Raw genomic sequence first — 20,774 nt, forward strand, 5'->3', positions numbered from 1 at the left:
GCGATGAATGGGCTATGCCCGCATTGCCATGCGCTGGCGAACGGCGGCCGGGTCGAGGCGCACCCGCGCCTGATGTACCGGGGCGTCCAGCAGGTGGACGCCACTGGGCCGGAACATGCAGGCCGCCACCACGCGCACTTTTCGTGCTCGGCCTGCGGGACGCTATGGATCCGTTCGTACGACCGATGGGGCGCCGCGTACGGAATGCAGTTGAACCCGAACCAGATCAAGCTGTGATTTCGGGATTCCTTGACCTAGGACAAACCCTTATACTCTGGGCCGGTCATTGAGACGCATTGCTGACTGAGTGGCCGTCTCGTTTTGGAATCCCTCATGAATCAACAACATAAAGACCTGTCCGCGCTCGCAAAAGCGTGGCTGTTTGTGCTGGGCGCGTGCATTCTGGCCGCCGGGCTCTTTTTCGGTTACCACGGCGCACGCCTGGTGGCGCTGAACGGAAGCTGGTATTTCGTGGTGTGCGGCGTGGTGCTTGCCATCTCCGGCATCCAGATCGCCCGCCGCCGTGCCAATGGCGGTCTGCTTTTCGCGCTGGCGCTGGTCGGCACCGCCATCTGGGCGGTCATCGACGCCGGCCTGCAGTTCTGGCCGCTCGTCTCCCGCGTCCTCGTGTTTGTGGGCTTCGGCATCCTGGTCGCGCTGTCGCAGCCGTTGCTGCGCCGCGCGCAGAAGCTGCCGGCCAATCCGGCGCCGTCCCGCATCGCGGCGGCCGTGCTGGCGCTTGCCTTCATCGCGACCGTGGCCGGCATGTTCGTGCCGCACGCGCCCGTGTCGCAAGGCGAGACCTTGGCGCTCAAGCCCGTCGCACCCGGCCAGGAGCAGAAGGACTGGGCGCACTACGGCAACACTGCCGGCGGCACGCGCTTTGCGGCGCTGGACCAGATCACGCGCGACAACGTGAAGGACCTTGAGGTCGCGTGGACCTACCGCACTGGCGACACCCCGGTCAGCCCCGGTGGCGGCGGCGCCGAAGACCAGCAGACCCCGCTGCAGATCGGCAACCGCGTGTTCCTGTGCACCCCGCACAACAACGTGATCGCGCTGGACGCCACCACGGGCAAGGAACTGTGGAAGGTCGAGATCAACGCCAAGCAGAAGAAGTGGATGCGTTGCCGCGGCCTGGCCTATTTCGATATCGATGCGCCGCTTGAGCAGCCCACCGTCGAAGGCGCGACGCCGGTCAAGGCCGTGAGCCTGGACGCCGGCGCCGCCTGCCGCCGCCGCATTCTGATGAACAGCGTGACGCCCGAGCTGATCGCGCTGGACGCCGACACCGGCGCCTTCTGCGCCGACTTCGGCAAGGAAGGCCGCGTGGATCTGCGCGCCGGCATGGGCAAGGGCGCCGACAAGGGCGAGTACTACCCGACCTCGGCCCCGACGCTGGCCGGCACCACCATCGTGATCGGCGGCCGCGTGGCGGACAACGTCAGCACCGACATGCCCGGCGGCGTGGTGCGCGGTTTCGACGTGATTACCGGCGAGCTGCGCTGGGCCTTCGATCCGGGCAATCCGGAAGACCAGGCCGCGCCCGCCGACGGCCAGACCTACGCACGCTCGACCCCGAACGTGTGGGCGCCGATGTCCTATGACGCGCAGTCGAACACCGTGTTCATGCCGGTAGGCAGCGCCGCGGTGGACTTGTGGGGCGTGAAGCACACGGCGCTCGACCGCAAGTACGGCGCGTCCGTGCTGGCCGTCGACGCCAGCACCGGCCGCGAGAAGTGGGTCTACCAGACCGTGCACGACGACCTGTGGGACTTCGACGTCCCGATGCAGCCGTCTTTTGCCGACTTCCCCGTCGACGGCAAGACCGTGCCTGCGCTGGTGTTCGGCACCAAGGCCGGCCAGATCTTCGTGCTGGACCGCCAGACCGGCAAGCCGCTGACCCGCGTCGAAGAACGCAAGGTGCCGGCCGGCAACATCCCCGGCGAAACCTACTCGCCGACCCAGCCTTTCTCCGTCGGCATGCCTTCGATCGGCGCGAACGACATGAAGGAATCGGACATGTGGGGCGCCACGCCGTTCGATCAACTGCTGTGCCGCATTCACTTCAAGTCCAAGCGCTACACGGGCCTCTTCACGCCGCCCGGCACGGATCCGTCGCTGAACCTGCCCGGCTCGCTGGGCGGCATGAACTGGGGCGGCATCTCGAACGACCCGGTCAACGGCTACCTCTTCATCAACGACATGCGCGTCGGCCTGGAAGTGCAACTGGTCGAAGCCGGCGCCAACGCCAAGAAGAGCGACGGCAATGAAGCCGCCGCGATCCAGGGCCCCGTGGCGCTGTCCGGCACGCCCTACGCGATCAACGCCAAGGTGCGCTTCATGTCGCCGCTGGAGATCCCGTGCCAGGCGCCGCCGTTCGGCACGCTGACCGCTGTGGACCTGAAGACGCAGAAGATGGTCTGGCAGGTGCCGGTCGGCACCGTGCAGGACACCGGCCCGTTCGGCGTCAAGCTGGGCCTGCCGATTCCGATTGGCATGCCCACCATCGGCGGCACGCTCGCCACGCAGGGCGGCCTGGTGTTCATCGCCGCGACGCAGGACTACTACCTGCGTGCGTACGATGCCGGCACGGGCAAGGAAGTGTGGAAGGTCCGTCTGCCGGTCGGCAGCCAGGGCACGCCCATCAGCTACAAGTCGACCGCCGATGGCAAGCAGTACATCGTCATCTCGGCCGGCGGCGCCCGCAACTCGCCCGACCGCGGCGACTACGTGATCGCCTACGCACTGCCGGGCAAGATCTGAACGGTGCGGTAAGCGAAGGATCAAGGCGCTCTTCGGAGCGCCTTTTTCTTTGGTTCAAAGCCGGGATTGCAGCGCGCGGGTGCGGTACAGCATGTACAACGCCACCGGCGCGCCCACCAGGCCGATGACCGCGTTCAGGTGGAAGACGTGGCGGCTCCAGGGCAGATGCACCACCAGATCCGCGGCAAGACCCAAAGCCGCGCCGGTCAGCCCGGCGGCCGGCAGCAGCACGCGGTGGTCGGCCGTGCGCATGATCGCGCGCGCGACCTGCGCCGCGACCAGACCCAGAAAGGCCACCGGCCCGCAAAACGCGGACACCAGCCCGCACAGCCAGGCCGCCGCGAACAACGCGCCGCGCTTGACCGCCACGACGCGCAGCCCCATCGACTGCGCATAGCGCTCGCCCAGCAACAGTCCATTGAGCGGCTTGACCAGCAGCGCGCACGCCGCCATGCCGGCTAGCAGGCCAGGCACCAGGATCTGCAACTGCTGGCGCGTGGCGCCCGCGAAACTGGCGTCGTCCCAGACCTTGAAGGCGCGCGCCTGTGTTTCGTCGATGAAGTGCATCAGCACGCTGATCAGGCCTACCGCCAGATAGCCCAGCATCAACCCCACGATCAGCAGCGTCACAAGACCGATGTTGCGCGAAAGCCGTGCCAACAGCAGCAGAACCAGGGTGGACCCCGTGATCGACGCCACCGCCATGCCCACGTCGCCGACCAGGCCGTAGCGCAACAGGAAAGCGTTGCCCGCCACGCCGGCGAACGTGACAAGCACCGCGCAGCCCAGGCGCGCGCCGTGCACGATGCCCAGCACGAACGGATCGGCGAGCGGATTGCGAAACAGCGTCTGCAGCATCAGTCCGGCCACGCCCAGCGCCGCGCCGGACATCATCGCGTTCACCGCGCGTGGCGCGCGAAAGCCCAGCACGATGTCGCGCCAGGCCGGATTGTCCGGCGTGGCGTCCGACAGCAGCGACTGCAACACCGCCTTCAACGGGATCGCGACGCTGCCCAGCGTCAGTTCCGCGACGAACAGCAGGGCGATCAGCGCGGCCAGCCGCTGGTACTCCGCCTCGATGCGGTCGAAGCGGTCGTTCGCCCGCGCTTCCCGGTTGCCCAGCAGCGCAAGCAGCTTGAGCCATTCCGCCCGGCCCAACGGATGGGTCTCGTGGTGGTCCGCCTGCGGCAGGGCGCGCACGCCCAATTCCCACAGGCGCGGATGCATGTTGGCCGCCGGATATGCGGAATAAAAGCTCAAGTACACGTCGGGCCTCACGGCCATGACCTGTTCGATGCTCGCGTGCCCATAGCCCCACATGTCGTGGACCCGTCCGGCCTGGATCCGCTCACGGACGGCGGGCACCGTGGCGTTGCGCACATTTTCCGAGCCCACCAGGACGTCCACCATGCCCAGCTCGTCCAGCGCGCCCAGGATCGCCGAGTTGCCGGTCACGAGCCGCTGGATGGGCACCTGGATCACCGGCTCGTGCGGGCCATGCGGCGGCGCCGGGGTGCCGCACTGGACGAACAGAAAGTCCAGCACCTCGCCCGTGGCCACGCTGGGCGTGAAGCGCACGCGCTTGAAGTTCGGCCCGTACTCGACCTGCAACTGCGACGAATGCCTGAACGCCACCTTGTCCGGAAAGTAGTCCACGCCGGGTTCATAGCCGTCCACGCAGGCGGCCTGCAGGTTGTGCGCAGGGCCTTCCGGCCCGACCGTCTGACGGGGCAGCGCCTGCACGGGCGGCGCGGAAACCTGCATGCACCCGGCAAGCAGCGTCGTCAGAAACGCGCCCGCGATGCAGGCCTGAATGGCGTCCCTCGGGGCCGTCATGCCTGTCCTCGCGCTTCAGCCGCCATGCGCAACGCCGAGGCCACTTCCGCCAAGGTGCCGTGCCGCGAGACGCCGCCCGGCGCCAGCGACAACGTATAGCCATCGTCCAGCACATCGATGGCCGTAGTGGCATCGTCCTGCACGCAATACCCCAGGCGCTGCAGGGCGCGTTGCGCCCACACGCGCCGCACGCCGCTGCCGTTCACGCGTATCGGATTCCCGCCGCCACGGCCCACGCGCAATTCGCCCCGGTCCAGATCGAACGCCAGGCCATCGGCGGAAAATGCTGCCGACAGCGCGCCGTTCAGCGCCAGGTCTTCGGGCGCGCCGGTGTGCAGGCGGCGCTTGCCGTCGATGACCCACAACGCATCGGCATACCGCAACGCAAGTTCCAGGTCATGCGTGGAAAGCACGATGCTCAACTGCTGCTGATGCGCCAGGTCCTGGAGCAACTGCATCAGTTCGATCCGGCGCGGCAGGTCCAGAAAGGCGGTGGCCTCGTCCAGCACCAGCAGCCTGGGCTGCTGCGCCAGCGCGCGCGCGATCATGATCCGCTGGCGCTCGCCGTCGGACAGGTGCGACACCAGCCTGGCCGCCAGCGGCATCGCGCCCGCCTGCAACAGGGCGGTCTGCACGATGTCGTGGTCCGCGTGGCGCAGCCTGCCGCCCCAGCCGATGTGCGGATAACGGCCCAGGCACGCCAGCTCGTAGCCCGTCATCAGCATCGTGTCGACGCGATCGGTCAGCACCACCGCCAAAAGGCGCGCGCGTTCGCGGCTCGACTGCGCCGCCAGCGGCTGGCCGTCCAGCAGGATGTCTCCCGCCAGCGCGGGCTGCATGCCGCATAGCGTGCGGATCAGCGTCGACTTTCCCGCGCCGTTGGCCCCGATCAGACACACGAAGTCTCCGCGCGGCGCATTCAACGCGTAAGGACCCAGCAGCGGCCGGCCGTCGTAGCCGGCCACCAGGCCTTGTGCAAGCAATGCCATCAGAGCCGGACCCCGAACGACACCATGACCGTGCGCGGCGCGCCGGGATAGGTGGGCACGAAGGCGCCGCCCGATTCGTAGTAACGCTTGTTGGTCAAATTCTGGACCGTCAATTGCAGCCGGTAGCGATCGGCCGGCCCAAAGCGGTAGATCGCGTTGGCATCCCAGCGGGTGTAGGAGGGCAGTTCAAAGCTGTTGGCGGTGTTGGCCTGGCGCGCGCCCACATAGGTGGCGCCCAGGCCGAGCCGCAGTCCGCGGGCCCAGCCCTCGAGGTCGTAGGTCGTCCAAAGGCTGGCCGAACGGCGCGGCGCGTTGGCGACCAGATTGCCCTGGATGGCAGGGTCGCTGTCCTCGGTGATCTCCGCCGTCAGATGCGTATAGCTTGCCAACAGACGCCACTGCGGCGTGATGGTGTAAGGCACGTCGAGCTCCCAGCCGCGGCTGCGCTGCTCGCCCACCTGGATCACGTAGTTGAAATCCTCCGGGTCGCTCACCACGCCATTGGTGCGGCGGATGTCGAAAAGCGCGATCGTGGGCTCCAGGCGGCCGTCCAGCAGGCTGAACTTGGCGCCCACTTCAAACTGCTCGCCGCGCGATGGCTCGGGCAGGCTGCCACTGCGCAGCATTCCGCCGCCGGGCTCGGTCAGGAAGGACCTGGACCAGCTTCCGTACAAGGACACTTCCTCGCGTGGCGTCCAGGTCAGGCCCATCCGCGGGGACCACGCATCGTCCGAGCGCTTGAGCGCGCCGTCCGTTGCCAGATACTCGGCTTCGCCGGTCGTGCGCGCACGGTCATGGCGCAAGCCCAGGAGCAAGCGCCACTGCTTGCCGAACGACATTTCGTCCTGCGCGTACAAGCCGACGTTGTGGCTCGTGTAGCGCGACGAATCGTAATGCTGCAGCGGTCCGGTCTGCACGCCATGCACCGGATTCCACAGGCTGATCGGCAGGTTGACGGGAAATCCCAGGCGGTTCATGTAGGCATCGGCCGTGAAGTCCCAGTCGTCGTAGTTGTAGTCCGCGCCGATCAGGACGCGATGGCCGACCGGCCCGGTGGTGAACCGCCGTGACGCCTCGGCCAGCACCGACGTGTCCTTCTGCGTGTCGATGCTGCGCTGGAACCGCCGATTGACGATGGGATCGCTGGTGCCGGCCCCGCTGACCGGCGGAAATCCATAGGCATACCAATGCGCATCGGAGCGCGCCCAGGACCCCTGCACACCCGCGCGCAGGTCCCATCCGCTCTCGAACTTGTGATCGAGCACCAGGCTGGCCAGCGCGCTGTCGTTCTTCAGCTTCGCATTCCGTTCGCCGTAGTTGTAGTGAATCGGCACGTCCAGGAACAACGGGCTGTTGCCGAAGCCCCGGTCGAATGCCGCCTCCTTGTGCCCGAACTCGAATTCCGCCGTGACCGTGGTGCGGGAAGAGGGCGTCCACTGGAACACAGGCGACACGAACTGCGTCTGGTTGTCCACGAAATCGCGGAAGCTGTGATTGCTTTGCAGTGAGCCGGTCAGGCGGTAGCCCAGTGTCTCGCCCAACGGGCCGGTGCTGTCGATGGTGGCGCGGTAGAAGTCGTACCGGCCCGCCGTGAAGTCGATGTCCGTCTGCGCCTTGTCCAGCGGCTTCTTGGTCACGATGTTGACGACGCCACCGGGTTCGAAGCGGCCATACAGCGCCGATGCGGGGCCTTTCAGCACCTCGATCTGTTCGATGTTCACCAGTTCGTCGACCGGTGCGAAGACACTGCGCCTAAACCCGTTCTTCAGATTCGCGGATGTCGCAAAGCCCCGCAGGCGAAAGCGGTCGTTGCTGCCGCCCCAGCCGACCTGGCTGGTCACGCCCGGCACCGTGCTGACCGCGCCGCCCAAGGTGGTGACGCCGCGGTCCTCGATCAATTCCCGTGTAACGGTCTGGATGGAAAAAGGCGTCTCCTTGACCAGCGTGTCGCTCTTGTTGGCAGTGGGCGCCACAATGGCGCGGTAAGGGCGTTCGCGCGTGCCGATGACGGTGATGGTTTCGAGCTTCTGAGTCGAATCTTCCACCGACTCCGCCGCTTCCACCGTTTCGGCCGAGAAGGCCGGCAGTGGGGCGATGGCAAGCGAAATCAGGGCAAGGCAGGTCCGCTGCCGGCGGTTGCTGCGGGCAGTGGCGCCCGACAGGTCAGAACGCATGAACTTCTCCGAATGAATGCGCGGGCGTTTGCGGCGATCCCCCTGGATGCCTGGCCGGGCGCATCTGACGGCCGAATTCCAACGAAGGGACATGGCCGTCTTGTTATGAAATCGAATGTTATAACGTAACTTTCAATTCTCAAATGGTCGGAGTCGGAGAGGGTTCGAAGCGTGTAAGAAGGGGGTTAACCGCTGTGACGATGCTTGCCTGTCTTGATAAACATGTCCGAGAAACTTTCCCAGTCGTGCAGGTACACGAAGAGCTCTCCGTCATCACCTTCGCATAACGCCGATCCGCGACTGCTTTCCTCCCAGAACGAGAAGAATGGAAGACGACGAATGTCTTCCAATCGAACCAGACGGTCTTTCACGATGGGCAAACCAAAGTAGGTTGTGGTCATATACGGAGCCTCAGCGAGGGGCGCACCGAACGTGGATTCGTACTCCGGACATTGCAATGCGCAGTGGGAGTTGAGCGTGGATGCAATCGGATCGCAGGATAAGTTGGTGATCTTAATAGTGAAATCGATGAACCGGGAATGGCGGAAGGGTTTAGTAAAACCGGACCGCTGCACGTCGTTCATGCGGCGTGCAAGTCGGGCCGCCGGCCGCCCCGCGAGTGGTTCGGAAGCACGTCGGACTTGCAGGGCGGCAGGATTCGTTCAATTGGGAATCGTCAAGAGGAAGCCCTGAATCGCTACGGAGAATTACGTATTCCAGGCGGTTCAGGATGGGGCTTGAGCCTGGAGCGGCCAGGGAGCAAACGCCCGCCGGCGTCTCCTAGCGGCAGTTGCGGCAGAACCTTCGAACAAGCATCACGCCGACGACAGCACCGAAGATGTCTGCAGCAACCTGCTCCCATTGTAGGAAGCCTCGAGGCGCCATTTCGAGAGTGCCGACGTAGGCCTGAGTCCATTCCCAAACAAAGCAGCAGGCGAGGTATCCGACCGCTCCGAGCGCGACCAGATGCTGCCCGTGGTCAAACCAAGCGCGCGCAGCATCCCGGAAACCAGCACTTGATGGATGAGCGTTTGAGTATGAATCTGTCGTCCCCGTGAAGGGCCAGAACGGAAGTGCAATCAAGATAGGACACGCAATCGCCGATGCCAAGTGCTCTAACGTCGCACGAACTTCGTAGCCTAAAAATTGGGTCAGAACCTCTCGAAAAGGATGGCCCTCGGCCCCCCGGAGGAACACAGCAAACAGAAGAGCTGCTACAGCAACAATTCCCGCCGAAAAGGGGGGAGTAAAGGGGTGAGCAAGTCGGAGATGGTTGGTCGTCATGGACATTCCAGGTTATGAGCCGCCCTTTGGGGATCCAAAGGACACAACCCGTATAGGGGCGATTGTTTATTCGAAGGCGATTCGAACCAAAAATTTTTTGATGAGCTGTCGGATCCGCTGCCAAGCCACTTGCTCCAAAGGAGAAATGGCCGTGACAAGCGCGCAACTGAGGGTCGGCACACCCGTCAACGGGCGAACCGGTCGGCAGCGATGGTCGTTCAACGTGGATTTCACATCCTTCAACTACCAATTTTTTGTTGTTGCGTCACTGTGTAGGCACCACCCCCAAACATGCCTTAAATACGCATAATGTGTATTATGTAAAGTTCGAAATAGCCGTTTCCGCCCCGTCCTCCGGCCGCCATCAGATAAGATGCCCGCCAAAGGCTCCCCGACTCATCCAATCCAGTACCCCAATGACCCCGCGCGTCGCAATCATCGAAACCATGGAGAACACGCAGCTTGGCCTTCTGCTGAGCGCGCTGAACGAAGCCCAGGCCGACATCACCTGGTTCCGCGTCTATCGCGACGGCCTCGGCGACATTGCGCTGGACGACTTCGACGCCCTGATCGTCCCCGGCGGCTGGCCCAGCGCGCGCGACGATGATCTTTATCCCTACCTGCCCAAGCTTGCCGCGCTGATGCGCGAATTCGGCGACGCCGGCAAGTCCGTGCTGGGCATATGCCTGGGTGCGCAGGTGCTGGCCCGTGCCTATGGCGCCGACAACCTGCTGGGCGTGGCGCGGGAGTTCTCCTGGACGCCGCTGTCCGTGACCAACGATGGGCGCGCGGATCCGCTGTTTGCCGAGTTGCAGGACGGCTTCACCAGTTTTCAGTGGCACGTCGACACGTACACGCTGCCCGAGACCGCCCTCCTTCTGGCCCAATCCGAAACTGTCCAGAATCAGTGTTTCCGCGTGGGACGGGCGACATACGGCATGCAATTCCACTTCGAAGCCAGCGCCGACGTCGTTCACGACTGGACGCGCGGCAATCTCGAGCGGGTCAATCGCATTGCGCCGGGATGGCTGGAAACGCAGGCGTCCGAGGACCGGGCCCGCTTTGCGGCCGACGCGGACGAGGCCGGCGCCCGGATCGCACGAGCCTTCGTGGCCACTATTGGCAAGCCCGCACGGGCCTGAACGCTCGTAAAACCAGAACAAAAAAGGCGATGCCAGGTTTGCCGGCATCGCCTTTATTACATCCCCAACGCGTCAGCGCTTCTTGGACGCCTCGTACTTCGCCTTGTTGGCTTCGTTCGGCGGGTACAGGCCCGGCAGGACGGCGCCATTGTTGACCTCGTCCATGATCCAGCCTTCAAAGCGTTCCTGCTCGACGGCGGCATCCACCACGTCGGCCAGCAGCGCGGCCGGAATGACGACCGCGCCATCCTGATCGGCGACGATCACGTCATCCGGAAAAATGGCCACGCCGCCGCAGGCGACGGGCTGCTGCCAATCCACGAAGGTCAGGCCGGCCACCGAAGGCGGCGCGGCCGCACCGCTCGCCCAGACGGGCAGCTTGGTTCCCAGTACACCGGCCAGGTCGCGCACGACGCCGTCGGTCACGAGGCCCGCCACGCCGCGCTTTGCCATGCGGGCGCACAGGATGTCGCCCCAGATGCCGGCGTCCTTGACGCCCATGGCGTCGACCACCGCGATGCAGCCCGAGGGCATCTGCTCGATGGCGCCGCGGCTGGACTTGGGCGAAGACCAGGATTCCGGCGTGGCCAGGTCCTCGCGGGCGGGCACGAAGCGCACGGTGAACGCGCGGCCGACGATGCGTTCGAAGCCTTGCGCCAACGGGAACGCGCCGCGGATCCAGACGTTGCGCAGCCCTTTCTTGAGCAGAATCGTGGTCAGTGTTGCCGTTGTGACGCCAGACAGCGCCTTGAATTGAACCTCGTCGGAAACGGTCATGGGTTTCTCCCTGGTGAAATCAGAACTGGCGCGTTAAGCACCGAAATCAGGCCGCCGTCCACACGGAACGTCGCACCCGTAATGTAGGCCGCGGGTTCGCTTGCGAAAAATGGCCCCCGCGGCTGCGATCCTTGCTCACGTGTCCCGCAGACGTCGCGAAGACGCTTGCACGCTTGCGCCAGCGGCTCGCGGGAGTCGGTCAAAGAGTCCATCGAGCTGGACGAGCTGCAAGCCATCGCCCAGCTGGTGCGCCGGGGCGTGGGCGTTGCGCTGCTGCCGCTCAGCAAGGCGCTGACGCTGCCCAGAGGCGTCGTCGCCAAAGACCTGGGCGACGCCACGTTCTACCGGGAAATCGGTCTGGTCGAGCGCCCGTCCGACAGCCGGCAGCCGATCGCCGCCCTCCTCGCTCAACGGATCGCGGAGGCGGCGGAACGTCTGCGGCCAACGCCCTAGACCAGATCCCGCGCCCGCGCGTCGCGCTTGCCCAGGCGCGACAAGAGATGGTCGACCTCGGTCCGCGCCTGCGGGGTCAGCGCACTGCCCGGCCGGCGTTGCGCTGCGCTGGTCAGGATGCCCCGGCGCATCATCACGTACTTGCGCACGGCCAGCCCGACACCCGGCTGCTGCTCGTAGCGCAGCAGCGGCAGGTGCGCATCGAACAGGTCATGGGCCTCTTCGGTCCTGCCCTCGCCTACCCATTTGACGAAGTCGCACAGCATGTCCGGAAAGCAGTACCCGGTGTTGGCGCCGTCAGCGCCGCGCGCCATTTCGTAGTCCAGGAACAGGCCGTTGTTGCCGCACAGAATCGAGATATGCCGCATGGCGCCTTCGGCTTCGAAGCGGCGCAGCGCCGAGATCTTCTCCAGGCCCGGCCAATCTTCGTGCTTGAGCATGACGCACGAAGCCAGATCGGTCACGATCCGCCGGATGACCGAGGGAGCCATCTGCACGGAAAAGGTCAGCGGATAGTCCTGCAGCACGAACGGCACGTCGTCGCCAATGGCCTCCACCGCCTGGTGGTAGTAGTTGACGATCTGATCGTCGGTGCGCAGGGTGTTGGGCGGCGCAATCATCACGCCGGCAGCGCCGCGGTCCATCACTTCGCGCGTAAGCGAACGCATGGAAGCGAACCCGGGCGCCGACACGCCCACCACGATGGGAATGCCTTGCGATTTGCCGATCACCTGCGAGGCGATCTCCAGGGATTCCGTGAAGTCGAGTTTGGGCGCTTCGCCCAGTTGACCCAATACGGTCAGGCCGGTCGAGCCGCACGCCAGGTAGAAATCCATCATCCGGTCAATCGAGGCGTGGTCGACGGAACCATCGTCGAAGAACGGCGTCGGGGCGATGGGGAATACGCCTTTCGCGTCAGCAGTCAGTTTCATGGTCAGTTGTTCCAATGATTTGGTTGAGGCAGGCGTCAGGCCTTAGATGCTGGCGATCAGGCCGCCGTCCACGCGGATCGTCGATCCGGTGATGTAGCTGGCCCGTGCGCTGGCCAGGAACGCAACCGCGTCGCCGTATTCTTGCGGATCACCATAGCGGCCCACGGGAATTGCGCCGGTGCTCTCGCGGCTGACGTCTTCAACGCTGCGCCCTTCGCGCTTTGCCCGCGCTTCGTCCAAGAACGTAATGCGCGCCGTCGCGATGCGGCCCGGCAGCACGATGTTCGACGTGATGCCGTCCTTGCCCACTTCGCGCGCCAGCGTCTTCGACCACCCCACCAGGGACATGCGCAGCGCGTTGGAGATGCCCAGATTCGGAATCGGCGCAATCACGCCCGACGAGGTGCTGGTGATGATGCGGCCCCACTGCCGTTCGCGCATGCCGGGCAGGATGCGATCGGTCAGCTTGATGACCGACAGCACCATGCCTTCGAAATGCTCGCGCCAAAGATCGGCCTGCTGCCCGAATGACGGCGTGGGCGGCGGACCGCCGGTGTTGTTGACCAGGATATCGACAGGACCGACGTTGGCCTCGATCCACGCCACCTGGCTGTCAAAGGCGTCCAATGCACGCAGATCCCATTGCAGGGCAAAGGCGGACAGGCCCTGGGCCTTGATGCCGTCGGCGGTGGCCGTCGCGGCGTCCAGGTTCAGATCGGCGACGACCACCTTGGCGCCTTCGCGCGCCAGCGACTGTGCAATGGCGCTGCCCAGACCACCGCCGCCGCCCAACACCAGCGCCGTCTTGTTCTTGATACCCAAATCCATCTTTACCTCCGTACGAAAAAAGCTTGATCGGCCAAAACCGGATTCCGGCCGCCCAATGTTGACCGCGTCGCGCCGCCCCGCGCCTGATGGATCGCAAGGTGCGCGCTGTAGAGATCATTCTCTTGCGAATGCCCATTTCGGAAAAACGGAAAATTGTTGGATAGATCATTCGCTTTATGAATGAACTGTCCCGCCTTGGGCTTGCGCTCTATGGCGCGAACTGTGCGGTCCTGGCCAAGTCCGCTATATTTCGGGTCACGCATTTCATGCACGAATTGAATGAACCCGCGCCGCCTGACCCCCTCCATGTCCCTGCTGCTGGCCTTCGAAGCCAGCGCCCGCCATCTGAGCTTTACGCGCGCTGCGGCCGAATTGGCGCTGACGCAAAGCGCGGTCAGCCGGCAGGTGCAGGCGCTGGAAGAGCTTCTGGAAGTGGCGCTGTTTCGCCGTGAGAAGCGTCGGATCGTACTGACCGAGGCGGGCCGGGGCTACCAGAAGGAACTGGCTGCCGCCCTGCAGCGCATCCGCAGCGCGTCGCTTCAGGCCATTTCACACCGCACCGGCCGTGGCGCCTTCCATTTGGCCGCCTTGCCCACGTTTACGGCGAAGTGGTTGATGCCCAGGCTGCACCGCTTCTATGCCCGCCATCCCGGCATTCTGGTTCACCTGCATTCCCGCGTGACGCGTTTCGACCTGGATCTGGCCGGCATCGACGCCGTGATCGCCGTCGGCGACGGCGACTGGCCGGGATTGGTCCCGCATCGGCTGATGAATGAACAGGTCATCCCCGTCATCAGCCCCGAGATCGCCGCGCGCCAGAACATCCGCAAACCGGCCGACCTGGTCCAGCACGTGCTGCTGCAGGTCGCGGCCCGTCCGGCCGTGTGGCAACGCTGGTTCGAAGCCCACGGTCTGCCCGTGCGCTCGATGCGCTGGGGCGCTCAGTTCGAACTGACCACGCACCTGATCCAGGCGGTCGCTTCGGGCTTGGGCGTTGGGCTGTTGCCGACCTTTCTGGTGGAGGATGAGCTGCGGCAAGGCGTGCTGGCGCCGGCGCTAGATGAGGAGTTCAGTACCGGCGCGGGATACTTTTTCCTGGCGTCGCCCGATAAGCTGGCCATTCCCGCCGTTGCGGCATTCCGGGACTGGCTGCTGGACGAAAGCGCGGCGGGTGAATCCCAGCGTTGATCTGTGATTGGTGGCTTGCGGCAGGTGTCTGACACCCTGGGAAGATGCGGCAGGTGTGGGCAGGTGTCTGACACCCTGGGGAGATGAACGCCAACTTGCAGCGACCTCTCAGAGGGTGTCAGACACCTAGTTCGGCGACCAATCCGTAAAAGGGTGTCAGACACCGGGTTCCGCGACCGATCCGTCAACGCAGACGTCTAGCCCGCGCCCTCCCAAAATCGCCATCTTCCCCAGCCACCATTCAATAATTCAACAATCGTTGTATTATTCGCCGCATGAACGAAGATCATGCCGTCCTCGCCCTTGCCGCCTTGGCCCATGCTCAACGCCTGCGCGTGTTCCGCGCCCTGGTCGCTGCCGGTCCCGAAGGCCTGACTCCCAGCGTGCTTGCCGACCAGCTCGCCGTTGCGCGCAATACGTTGTCATTCCATCTGAAAGAGTTGGCGCATGCCGGGCTGGTCACGATCGAACAGCAAGGCCGCAACCTCATCTACCGCGCCGACTTTTCCCGCATGAACGGTCTGCTCGGGTATCTGACCGAACACTGCTGCGCAGGTGCGCCGTGCGCAGTCACTGACAGTGAGGGCTGCACATCCTGCTGACCCACCGACCGCTTCCGGCTTTGCGTCTCTCCTGATCGGGCGACGTCACGCCGGCAGACCAACCCCCCGCCTTCCCTGAAAAAACGCCGATGCCCTCCACCGCACCCACCGCACTCGCGCCGCCCCAGCGCCCGCCGATGAACGTCTTCGAGCGCTATCTCACCCTGTGGGTCGTTCTCTGCATCGTGCTGGGCGTGGCCTTGGGCCAGGCGGCCCCGGGCGTATTCCAGGCCATCGGTCGCATGGAAGTCGCGCAGGTCAATCTGCCGGTCGGCATTCTCATCTGGGTGATGATCATCCCGATGCTGCTGAAGGTAGATTTTGGCGCGCTGGGTCAGGTGAAACAGCACTGGCGCGGCATCGGCGTGACGCTGTTCATCAATTGGGCGGTCAAGCCCTTCTCGATGGCTTTTCTGGGCTGGCTGTTCATCCGGCACGTTTTCGCCGCATGGCTGCCGCCGGACCAGCTCGACAGCTACATCGCCGGCCTGATCTTGCTTGCCGCCGCCCCGTGCACGGCAATGGTGTTCGTCTGGAGCCGGCTGACGGGCGGGGATCCGGTTTTCACCCTGTCTCAGGTGGCGTTGAACGACACGATCATGGTGTTTGCCTTCGCGCCGGTGGTCGGGCTGCTGCTCGGCCTGTCGGCCATCAGCGTGCCGTGGGACACGTTGCTAGTTTCCGTGGGGCTGTACATCGTGGTGCCGGTCATCCTGGCGCAGGTGTGGCGCCGCGCATTGCTGCGGCGCGGTCAGGCGGCGTTCGATGCCGCGTTGGCACGGATCGGTCCGTTCTCGATGGCCGCCCTGCTGCTGACGCTGGTGCTGCTGTTCGCGTTTCAGGGCGAAGCCATCATCGGCCAGCCCCTGGTGATCGCAATGCTGGCCGTGCCCATTCTCATCCAGGTCTTCTTCAATTCCGGCCTGGCCTATTGGCTCAATCGCCGCGTCGGGGAAAAGCACAGCATTGCCTGCCCGTCGGCGCTGATCGGCGCATCCAACTTCTTCGAACTCGCCGTCGCGGCCGCCATCAGCCTGTTCGGCTTCCAGTCCGGCGCGGCGCTGGCCACCGTGGTCGGCGTGCTGATCGAGGTGCCCGTCATGCTGCTTGTCGTGCGGATCGTGAATCAAAGCAAGGGCTGGTACGAAGCCGGCGCCGCGCGCCACTGACGCTGCGTCGGCAAAGCGCATTCGCGGTTGCCGGCGACATGGATTTTTTACAGCGCCCACTGGGGCATGCCATGAGTTCAATCACGATCTATCACAACCCTGCTTGCGGGACTTCCCGCAATGTCCTTGCGCTCATCCGCAACAGCGGCGAAGAACCCATCATCGTCGAATACCTGAAGACGCCTCCCGACGCTGCGACACTGAAGTCGTTGATCGCCGCCATGAGGATGCCGGTGCGCGACGTGCTTCGGCAAAAGGGCACGCCTTACGACGAACTGGGATTGTCGGATCCAACATGGACGGATGAGCAACTGATCGGTTTCATGCTCCAACACCCGATCCTCATCAACCGCCCCATCGTGGTAACGCCGCTGGGCACCCGCCTTTGCCGGCCGTCGGAAGCGGTCCTGGAAATTCTGCCCTCAGCGCAACAAGGCGCCTTCAACAAGGAAGATGGCGAGCCGGTGATTGATGTGAATGGCAATCGAGTCCACGGTGTTTAGTTGAAGGCGTCCGACGTCCTGGAGGCCGGGGGTAGGCGGCTTTGCAAACTAGCGGCGGGTGTCTGACACCCTGGGGAGATGAACGCCAACTCGCAGCGACGTCTCAGAGGGTGTCAGACACCGAGGTCGACGACCGATCCGTAAGACTGATTCAGGTGTCAGACACCAAGGTCGACGACGTCCCAACGGCCCGATGCCGATTGCCGCCGCCCGGGCGGCAGCAATCGGCGGCCCCGCAAATCCCCTCCCGTGACCACAGGTCTTACAGCGCCACGAACCAAAGACCCTAGCAGCACGGCGTCGCGGTCGCCGTGGGCGCGAGCGCCGTCGATGCGCCCGAGGGAATCCGTAGGGAGCCGAAGGCGGACGAGGATGACAACGGGGGGGGCCGCCTAGGCCAGTCCGGAGCGAAGGCTCCGGACCGCAATCGTGGGCGATCGTGCCCACGGTGACCGCGGCGTCGGGCGACCTACGGAGACTACCCCCACGAGGCCAGTGTCAGACACCAAGGCCCGCAGGCGTCCGCTGCCGCCGCAATGACCTCCTCCGCCACCACAGCCACAACCCGCTAACCCCCAGCGCGCCCAACCCCAGCCCCAGCACCGCCACGATAGCCTCACCTGCGGGCCCGCCAAGTTCCCCGGTATGCAACGGATAGATCACCGAGTTGATCCGCGTGCCGGGATCCAATTCGTTCCAGCGATGTGCAGCCAGGACACGGCCGTCACGTGGGTCTACCCACACGGTGGACCGGCCGTTGGGATGCGGATCGTCGGGGACGCGCATGCGGATGGCCAGGGGCCGATCAAGGCGCGGGGTGTAGAGAATGAAACCAACCTCGCCGTCCGGAAACGTCGCTCGCGCTGCGGCGGCAAGCGCGTCCAGGGTTGGCAGCTGAAGCATTCCAGCCTGCATAAGCGGCATTCCCGCTGGCGGCCGCGGCATTCCAGTCTGCAACGCCGCCATTCCAGCCACGAGCCCCGGCAGCTTCGGCGCCACCACCCGAGCCTGCCCGCTGGCCGCCGTGATCCAGCCACCAATCGGACGCCACGCGAGATAAGCCCCCGTCGCCACCGACACCGCCAAGAAAACCGCCAGAATCGCCCCGCCCTGGCGATGCACATCAAATAACGCCCGCAACGTTCCCTTATCGAACACCATGCGCAGCGAAGGCGGCCATTTGCGCGGCCACCAGATCACCAGCCCAGACACCATCAACACCAAATAAGCCAACGCGACCCACGCCAGCACCGCCTTGCCCATCTGTCCCAGCATCAACGCGCTGTGCAACTGATAGAGGACGGCGGCAACGCCTTCGTTCTCCGCCCGCCTCCCTTGCTCCCGGCCAGTCGACGGATCCAGATAGACAGTGCCGCGCCAGCCGCCGCGCACTCGTACCTGCAACGTGTCACCCGCCTTATCGGGCGGATCGAACGTCAACGACGCATCCGGGCCGAACGCCTCCGCCAAACTGCGCCGCACGCTTTCCAGCGGTACAGCAGTGTCACCAGCCCCGCTTTCCACAACGAAATATTCCGGATGCAACAGCCGGTCCAGCGGCCGCGCCGCCACGAGCAAGCCGCCCGTCAGTCCGGACAGGATCAGGATCCCGCCCAGGATGAGCGCGACCCAGCGATGGCAGGCCAGCCAGACGCGCCGAGGCATCAATACGCCAGTCGCGCTTGCAGGTAGACCATGCGCGGCGCGCCCACCATGCGGCCGCCGTTGGTGTCGACGTTGCGCGTGTAATAGCGGCGATCAAATAGGTTGTTCACCCCCACCGCCAACTCGCTGCCGCGCCATTGCGGGATCTTGTACGCCAGTTGCGTGTTCCAGACGCTGAAGCCCGGCACACGGCCGTCGGTCGCATCCGCATTCTCAGGCCCCGAGTTGGCGGTATCCGAGTACTGACCGCTCTGCGCCGTCGTGAACAGGTTGAACGTCCAGTTGTTGCGCGTGTACCGGCCGCCCACCGTGCCGGTCTGGCGCGAATAGAACGGCACGTCGTTGCCCTCGAACTCCCCCGACTTCTGAATGGCGCGCACGTACGTGTAGTTGGCGTAGACATTCAGGCCGGCAAGCGGGCCGGAGCGGTCAAAGTCGTAGTCGATGGCGAACTCGACGCCGTTGTGCGTCGTGGCGCCCAGGTTGCGGAAGACGGCTGGGTTCGTGCCGGGAATCGACAGGATCTGGTTGTCGAAACGCAGGTCGAACACGGTGAACTCCGTGTGCAGTTGCTCGCCGGTGTAGCGCAGGCCCGCCTCGACCGTCTTCGCAATCTCGGGGTTCAGCGGATTGGTCGCCGACATCGAGTTCAGCTGCGTGTACTGGACCGCGCCGAACGAGGTGTTGTAGTTGGTGTAGAGCGTCAGTGCGTCACTGACCAGGTACGCGACGTTCAGCGACGGCAGCCCGCGGCTGTTGCGCATGTCGAACGGCGTGTCGTTGGCGGTGCCGCTCGGCTGGCGGTGCGTGTCGATGCGCTCGTAGCGAACGCCCGGCGTGATGCGCCAGTTGCCGTAGGCAATGCGATCGTCCAGGTACACGGAGTGCGCCTCGGTCTCGTTGTCGAAGACCTGCCGCACGCCCACACGCTGCCCGGTCGTCAGCGACTCGGAATAGCGCCGGTCCTGGCCGGTTTCGTGGATGTACCGGTAGCCGATCGTCACGTCGTGCGCCGTCGGCCCCCATTCGATGCGCTGCGTGTAACGCGGTTCGATGCCCAGGACCTGGTTGTTGCGCGGCTGGTAGTCGTTGCGGTTCGCGGCCGGATTGATCAGCGAACTCTGGCGCGAGCTGTCGTAGTGATAGACGCGCGCCTCGAACTCCTGCGTGTCGGATATCGAGTTCAGATAGCCGATATCGACCTGATCCCGCTGCCCTTTCCAGTAATCGGTCGGGTGCGTGTTCTGAAAGGGATCGTCCCGATACTGCGCGACCGTCAGGCCGCCGGGCGTCATGGATTTGACGTCGTAATGCGCGAACTTGCCGTAGATCTCGGATGTCGGCGTCAGCGCAAAGCGCCATTTCAATGCCACGTCGTTGTAGCGGTCGTCGCTGCCGTCGCGCCATTGTTCGCCGTCCATGCCGGAATACATCAGCGCCACGCCCAGGCCGTTGTCGAACTGCGTGCCCAGAAAGCCGGTGTATTGGGTATTGGCGCCGCCGTGGCTGAAGATGTTGTAGCGGGCCGAGGCTTCCGCGGTCAGGCCCGACGTGTTGGGAATCGCGCGGGTCTTGAAGTTGATGACGCCGCCCACGTTCTGCGGACCATAACGCACCGCCCCGCCACCGCGCACCACATCGATCGCCTCGATGTTGCCCAGGCTGGTCGGCGACATCACCAGGTTCGGTTGCCCGTAAGGCGCCATCGCCATCGGGATGCCGTCCAGCAGCATCGTCGTGCGGAACGAGTTGCGGGGGTTCAGGCCCCGGATGCCGACATGCAACCCCACCGAACTGCCCGTGGCGCTGGTGCTGCCGCTGATCTGCACGCCGGGCACGCGGCGCAACGCATCCGCCACGCTGGTGGCGCCGCTGTTCTGGATTTCGTCGCGCCGCAGAAGCGTGCGTGCGCCGCCGAAGGTCTGCACGCTGTTTTCAAGGCCGGTGCCCAGCCAGTCGCCGCTGACCTGGATGGATTCCAGCGTGCTGGCGCTGGCGGCGGGCACGGCGGCCTGCGCCGAAGGCTTTGCAGCGGACGCCGCCGCGCGCACGACATAGCCCTGCCCGCCCTGCGCCTCGACGACAAGGCCGGTGCCAGCCAGCAGCTTTGTCAGACCGGCGTCCACGCCGTAGTTGCCGTACAGCCCCTGCGTCGTCAGGCCGCCGGTGTCTTCCGGACGGAACGACACCGTAATGCCCCCCGCCTTGGCGAAGGCGGAAAGCGCCTGATCCATCGGACCGGCGGGAATGCGGTAGTCCTGCGCCCCGGCTTGCTGCACCGGTTGGGCAACTGCGGACGACGACGCGCCAAAGGCGGCGGTCAGGCTCAGGCTCAGTGCGGCGAGGCGCAGGACGCGCGTTGCGGCGCGCGCGGGCGATGGGTTTTGAAGTGCCACGTGTTCACATCCCGTTCAGGTCATCAATGCGCGGTATGCCGGATGAGCTGGGACAAAAGGGACACGCGGG

At 65.0% G+C, this 20,774-nt stretch carries 18 protein-coding genes; 8 read left to right on the forward strand and 10 right to left on the reverse strand.

All coding sequences use genetic code 11. The annotated features are described in order from the left end of the window. Window positions 1–3 precede the first annotated feature (3 nt). Window positions 4–237, forward strand: coding sequence for a hypothetical protein (locus RT697_RS04250; RefSeq protein WP_313697131.1), 234 nt, complete (start codon window positions 4–6; stop codon window positions 235–237). A 96-nt stretch (window positions 238–333) separates the two neighbouring features. Beyond that, complete coding sequence (locus RT697_RS04255) at window positions 334–2,766, forward strand: membrane-bound PQQ-dependent dehydrogenase, glucose/quinate/shikimate family (protein WP_313697132.1); 2,433 nt, start codon at window positions 334–336, stop codon at window positions 2,764–2,766. Between the two features lie 54 nt (window positions 2,767–2,820). Here RT697_RS04255 and RT697_RS04260 read toward each other — a convergent pair whose 3' ends face one another. The 5 genes from RT697_RS04260 to RT697_RS04280 all read right to left on the reverse strand — a co-directional run bounded on the left by RT697_RS04260 (window position 2,821) and on the right by RT697_RS04280 (window position 9,049). After that, a complete protein-coding gene (locus tag RT697_RS04260; protein ID WP_313697133.1) occupies window positions 2,821–4,602 on the reverse strand; it encodes an iron chelate uptake ABC transporter family permease subunit in 1,782 nt (593 codons plus the stop codon). Then, window positions 4,599–5,591 carry an ABC transporter ATP-binding protein gene (locus RT697_RS04265; RefSeq protein WP_313697134.1) on the reverse strand — a complete coding sequence of 331 codons (993 nt, stop codon included), beginning with the start codon at window positions 5,589–5,591 and terminating at the stop codon, window positions 4,599–4,601. Before RT697_RS04265 ends, RT697_RS04260 begins: the two co-directional genes overlap by 4 nt. Further along, window positions 5,591–7,765, reverse strand: a complete 2,175-nt coding sequence (locus RT697_RS04270; RefSeq protein WP_313697135.1) for a TonB-dependent siderophore receptor — start codon at window positions 7,763–7,765, stop codon at window positions 5,591–5,593. The genes RT697_RS04265 and RT697_RS04270 overlap by 1 nt, the downstream gene beginning before the upstream one ends. Window positions 7,766–7,950: 185 nt before the next feature. Further along, complete coding sequence (locus tag RT697_RS04275; RefSeq protein ID WP_313697136.1) at window positions 7,951–8,349, reverse strand: hypothetical protein; 399 nt, start codon at window positions 8,347–8,349, stop codon at window positions 7,951–7,953. 196 nt (window positions 8,350–8,545) lie between these two features. Next, entirely contained in the window at window positions 8,546–9,049 is a 504-nt protein-coding gene (locus RT697_RS04280) for a hypothetical protein (protein WP_313697137.1), read from the reverse strand. A 416-nt stretch (window positions 9,050–9,465) separates the two neighbouring features. On the opposite strand from RT697_RS04280, the gene RT697_RS04285 reads away from it, so the two are divergent. Next, window positions 9,466–10,191, forward strand: coding sequence for a glutamine amidotransferase-related protein (locus RT697_RS04285; protein WP_313697138.1), 726 nt, complete (start codon window positions 9,466–9,468; stop codon window positions 10,189–10,191). A gap of 72 nt (window positions 10,192–10,263) precedes the next feature. Here RT697_RS04285 and RT697_RS04290 read toward each other — a convergent pair whose 3' ends face one another. Next, a complete protein-coding gene (locus tag RT697_RS04290) occupies window positions 10,264–10,968 on the reverse strand; it encodes a ribonuclease activity regulator RraA (RefSeq protein ID WP_313697139.1) in 705 nt (234 codons plus the stop codon). A 165-nt stretch (window positions 10,969–11,133) separates the two neighbouring features. Here RT697_RS04290 and RT697_RS04295 point away from each other — a divergent pair, with 165 nt between their 5' ends. Then, complete coding sequence (locus RT697_RS04295) at window positions 11,134–11,421, forward strand: LysR substrate-binding domain-containing protein (protein WP_409517396.1); 288 nt, start codon at window positions 11,134–11,136, stop codon at window positions 11,419–11,421. Here RT697_RS04295 and RT697_RS04300 read toward each other — a convergent pair. Together RT697_RS04300 and RT697_RS04305 are read right to left on the reverse strand one after the other, a co-directional pair. Further along, window positions 11,418–12,353 (reverse strand): dihydrodipicolinate synthase family protein, encoded by a 936-nt coding sequence (locus RT697_RS04300; RefSeq protein WP_313697140.1) that lies wholly within the window; start codon window positions 12,351–12,353, stop codon window positions 11,418–11,420. The genes RT697_RS04295 and RT697_RS04300 overlap by 4 nt on opposite strands. Before the next feature lie 42 nt (window positions 12,354–12,395). Further along, window positions 12,396–13,181, reverse strand: coding sequence for an SDR family oxidoreductase (locus RT697_RS04305; RefSeq protein WP_313697141.1), 786 nt, complete (start codon window positions 13,179–13,181; stop codon window positions 12,396–12,398). Between the two features lie 279 nt (window positions 13,182–13,460). Here RT697_RS04305 and RT697_RS04310 point away from each other — a divergent pair, with 279 nt between their 5' ends. The 4 genes from RT697_RS04310 to arsC all read left to right on the forward strand — a co-directional run bounded on the left by RT697_RS04310 (window position 13,461) and on the right by arsC (window position 16,643). Next, window positions 13,461–14,369, forward strand: coding sequence for a LysR substrate-binding domain-containing protein (locus RT697_RS04310; protein WP_313697142.1), 909 nt, complete (start codon window positions 13,461–13,463; stop codon window positions 14,367–14,369). Window positions 14,370–14,644: 275 nt separating this feature from the next. Next, window positions 14,645–14,971: a helix-turn-helix domain-containing protein gene (locus RT697_RS04315; RefSeq protein WP_313697143.1), complete on the forward strand. Its 327-nt coding sequence runs from the start codon at window positions 14,645–14,647 to the stop codon at window positions 14,969–14,971. An 89-nt stretch (window positions 14,972–15,060) separates the two neighbouring features. Continuing rightward, window positions 15,061–16,140: an ACR3 family arsenite efflux transporter gene (gene arsB, locus RT697_RS04320; RefSeq protein WP_313697144.1), complete on the forward strand. Its 1,080-nt coding sequence runs from the start codon at window positions 15,061–15,063 to the stop codon at window positions 16,138–16,140. A gap of 71 nt (window positions 16,141–16,211) precedes the next feature. Beyond that, window positions 16,212–16,643 carry an arsenate reductase (glutaredoxin) gene (gene arsC, locus RT697_RS04325; protein WP_313697145.1) on the forward strand — a complete coding sequence of 144 codons (432 nt, stop codon included), beginning with the start codon at window positions 16,212–16,214 and terminating at the stop codon, window positions 16,641–16,643. Between the two features lie 498 nt (window positions 16,644–17,141). Here arsC and RT697_RS04330 read toward each other — a convergent pair whose 3' ends face one another. Next, on the reverse strand, window positions 17,142–18,308 hold the full coding sequence (locus RT697_RS04330; RefSeq protein ID WP_313697146.1) for a PepSY-associated TM helix domain-containing protein: 1,167 nt from the start codon (window positions 18,306–18,308) through the stop codon (window positions 17,142–17,144). Then, entirely contained in the window at window positions 18,308–20,704 is a 2,397-nt protein-coding gene (locus RT697_RS04335; RefSeq protein WP_313697147.1) for a TonB-dependent siderophore receptor, read from the reverse strand. Before RT697_RS04335 ends, RT697_RS04330 begins: the two co-directional genes overlap by 1 nt. Window positions 20,705–20,774: the final 70 nt, after the last annotated feature.

This window comes from Achromobacter sp. (assembly GCF_032113835.1).
GTDB lineage: Bacteria > Pseudomonadota > Gammaproteobacteria > Burkholderiales > Burkholderiaceae_B > Achromobacter.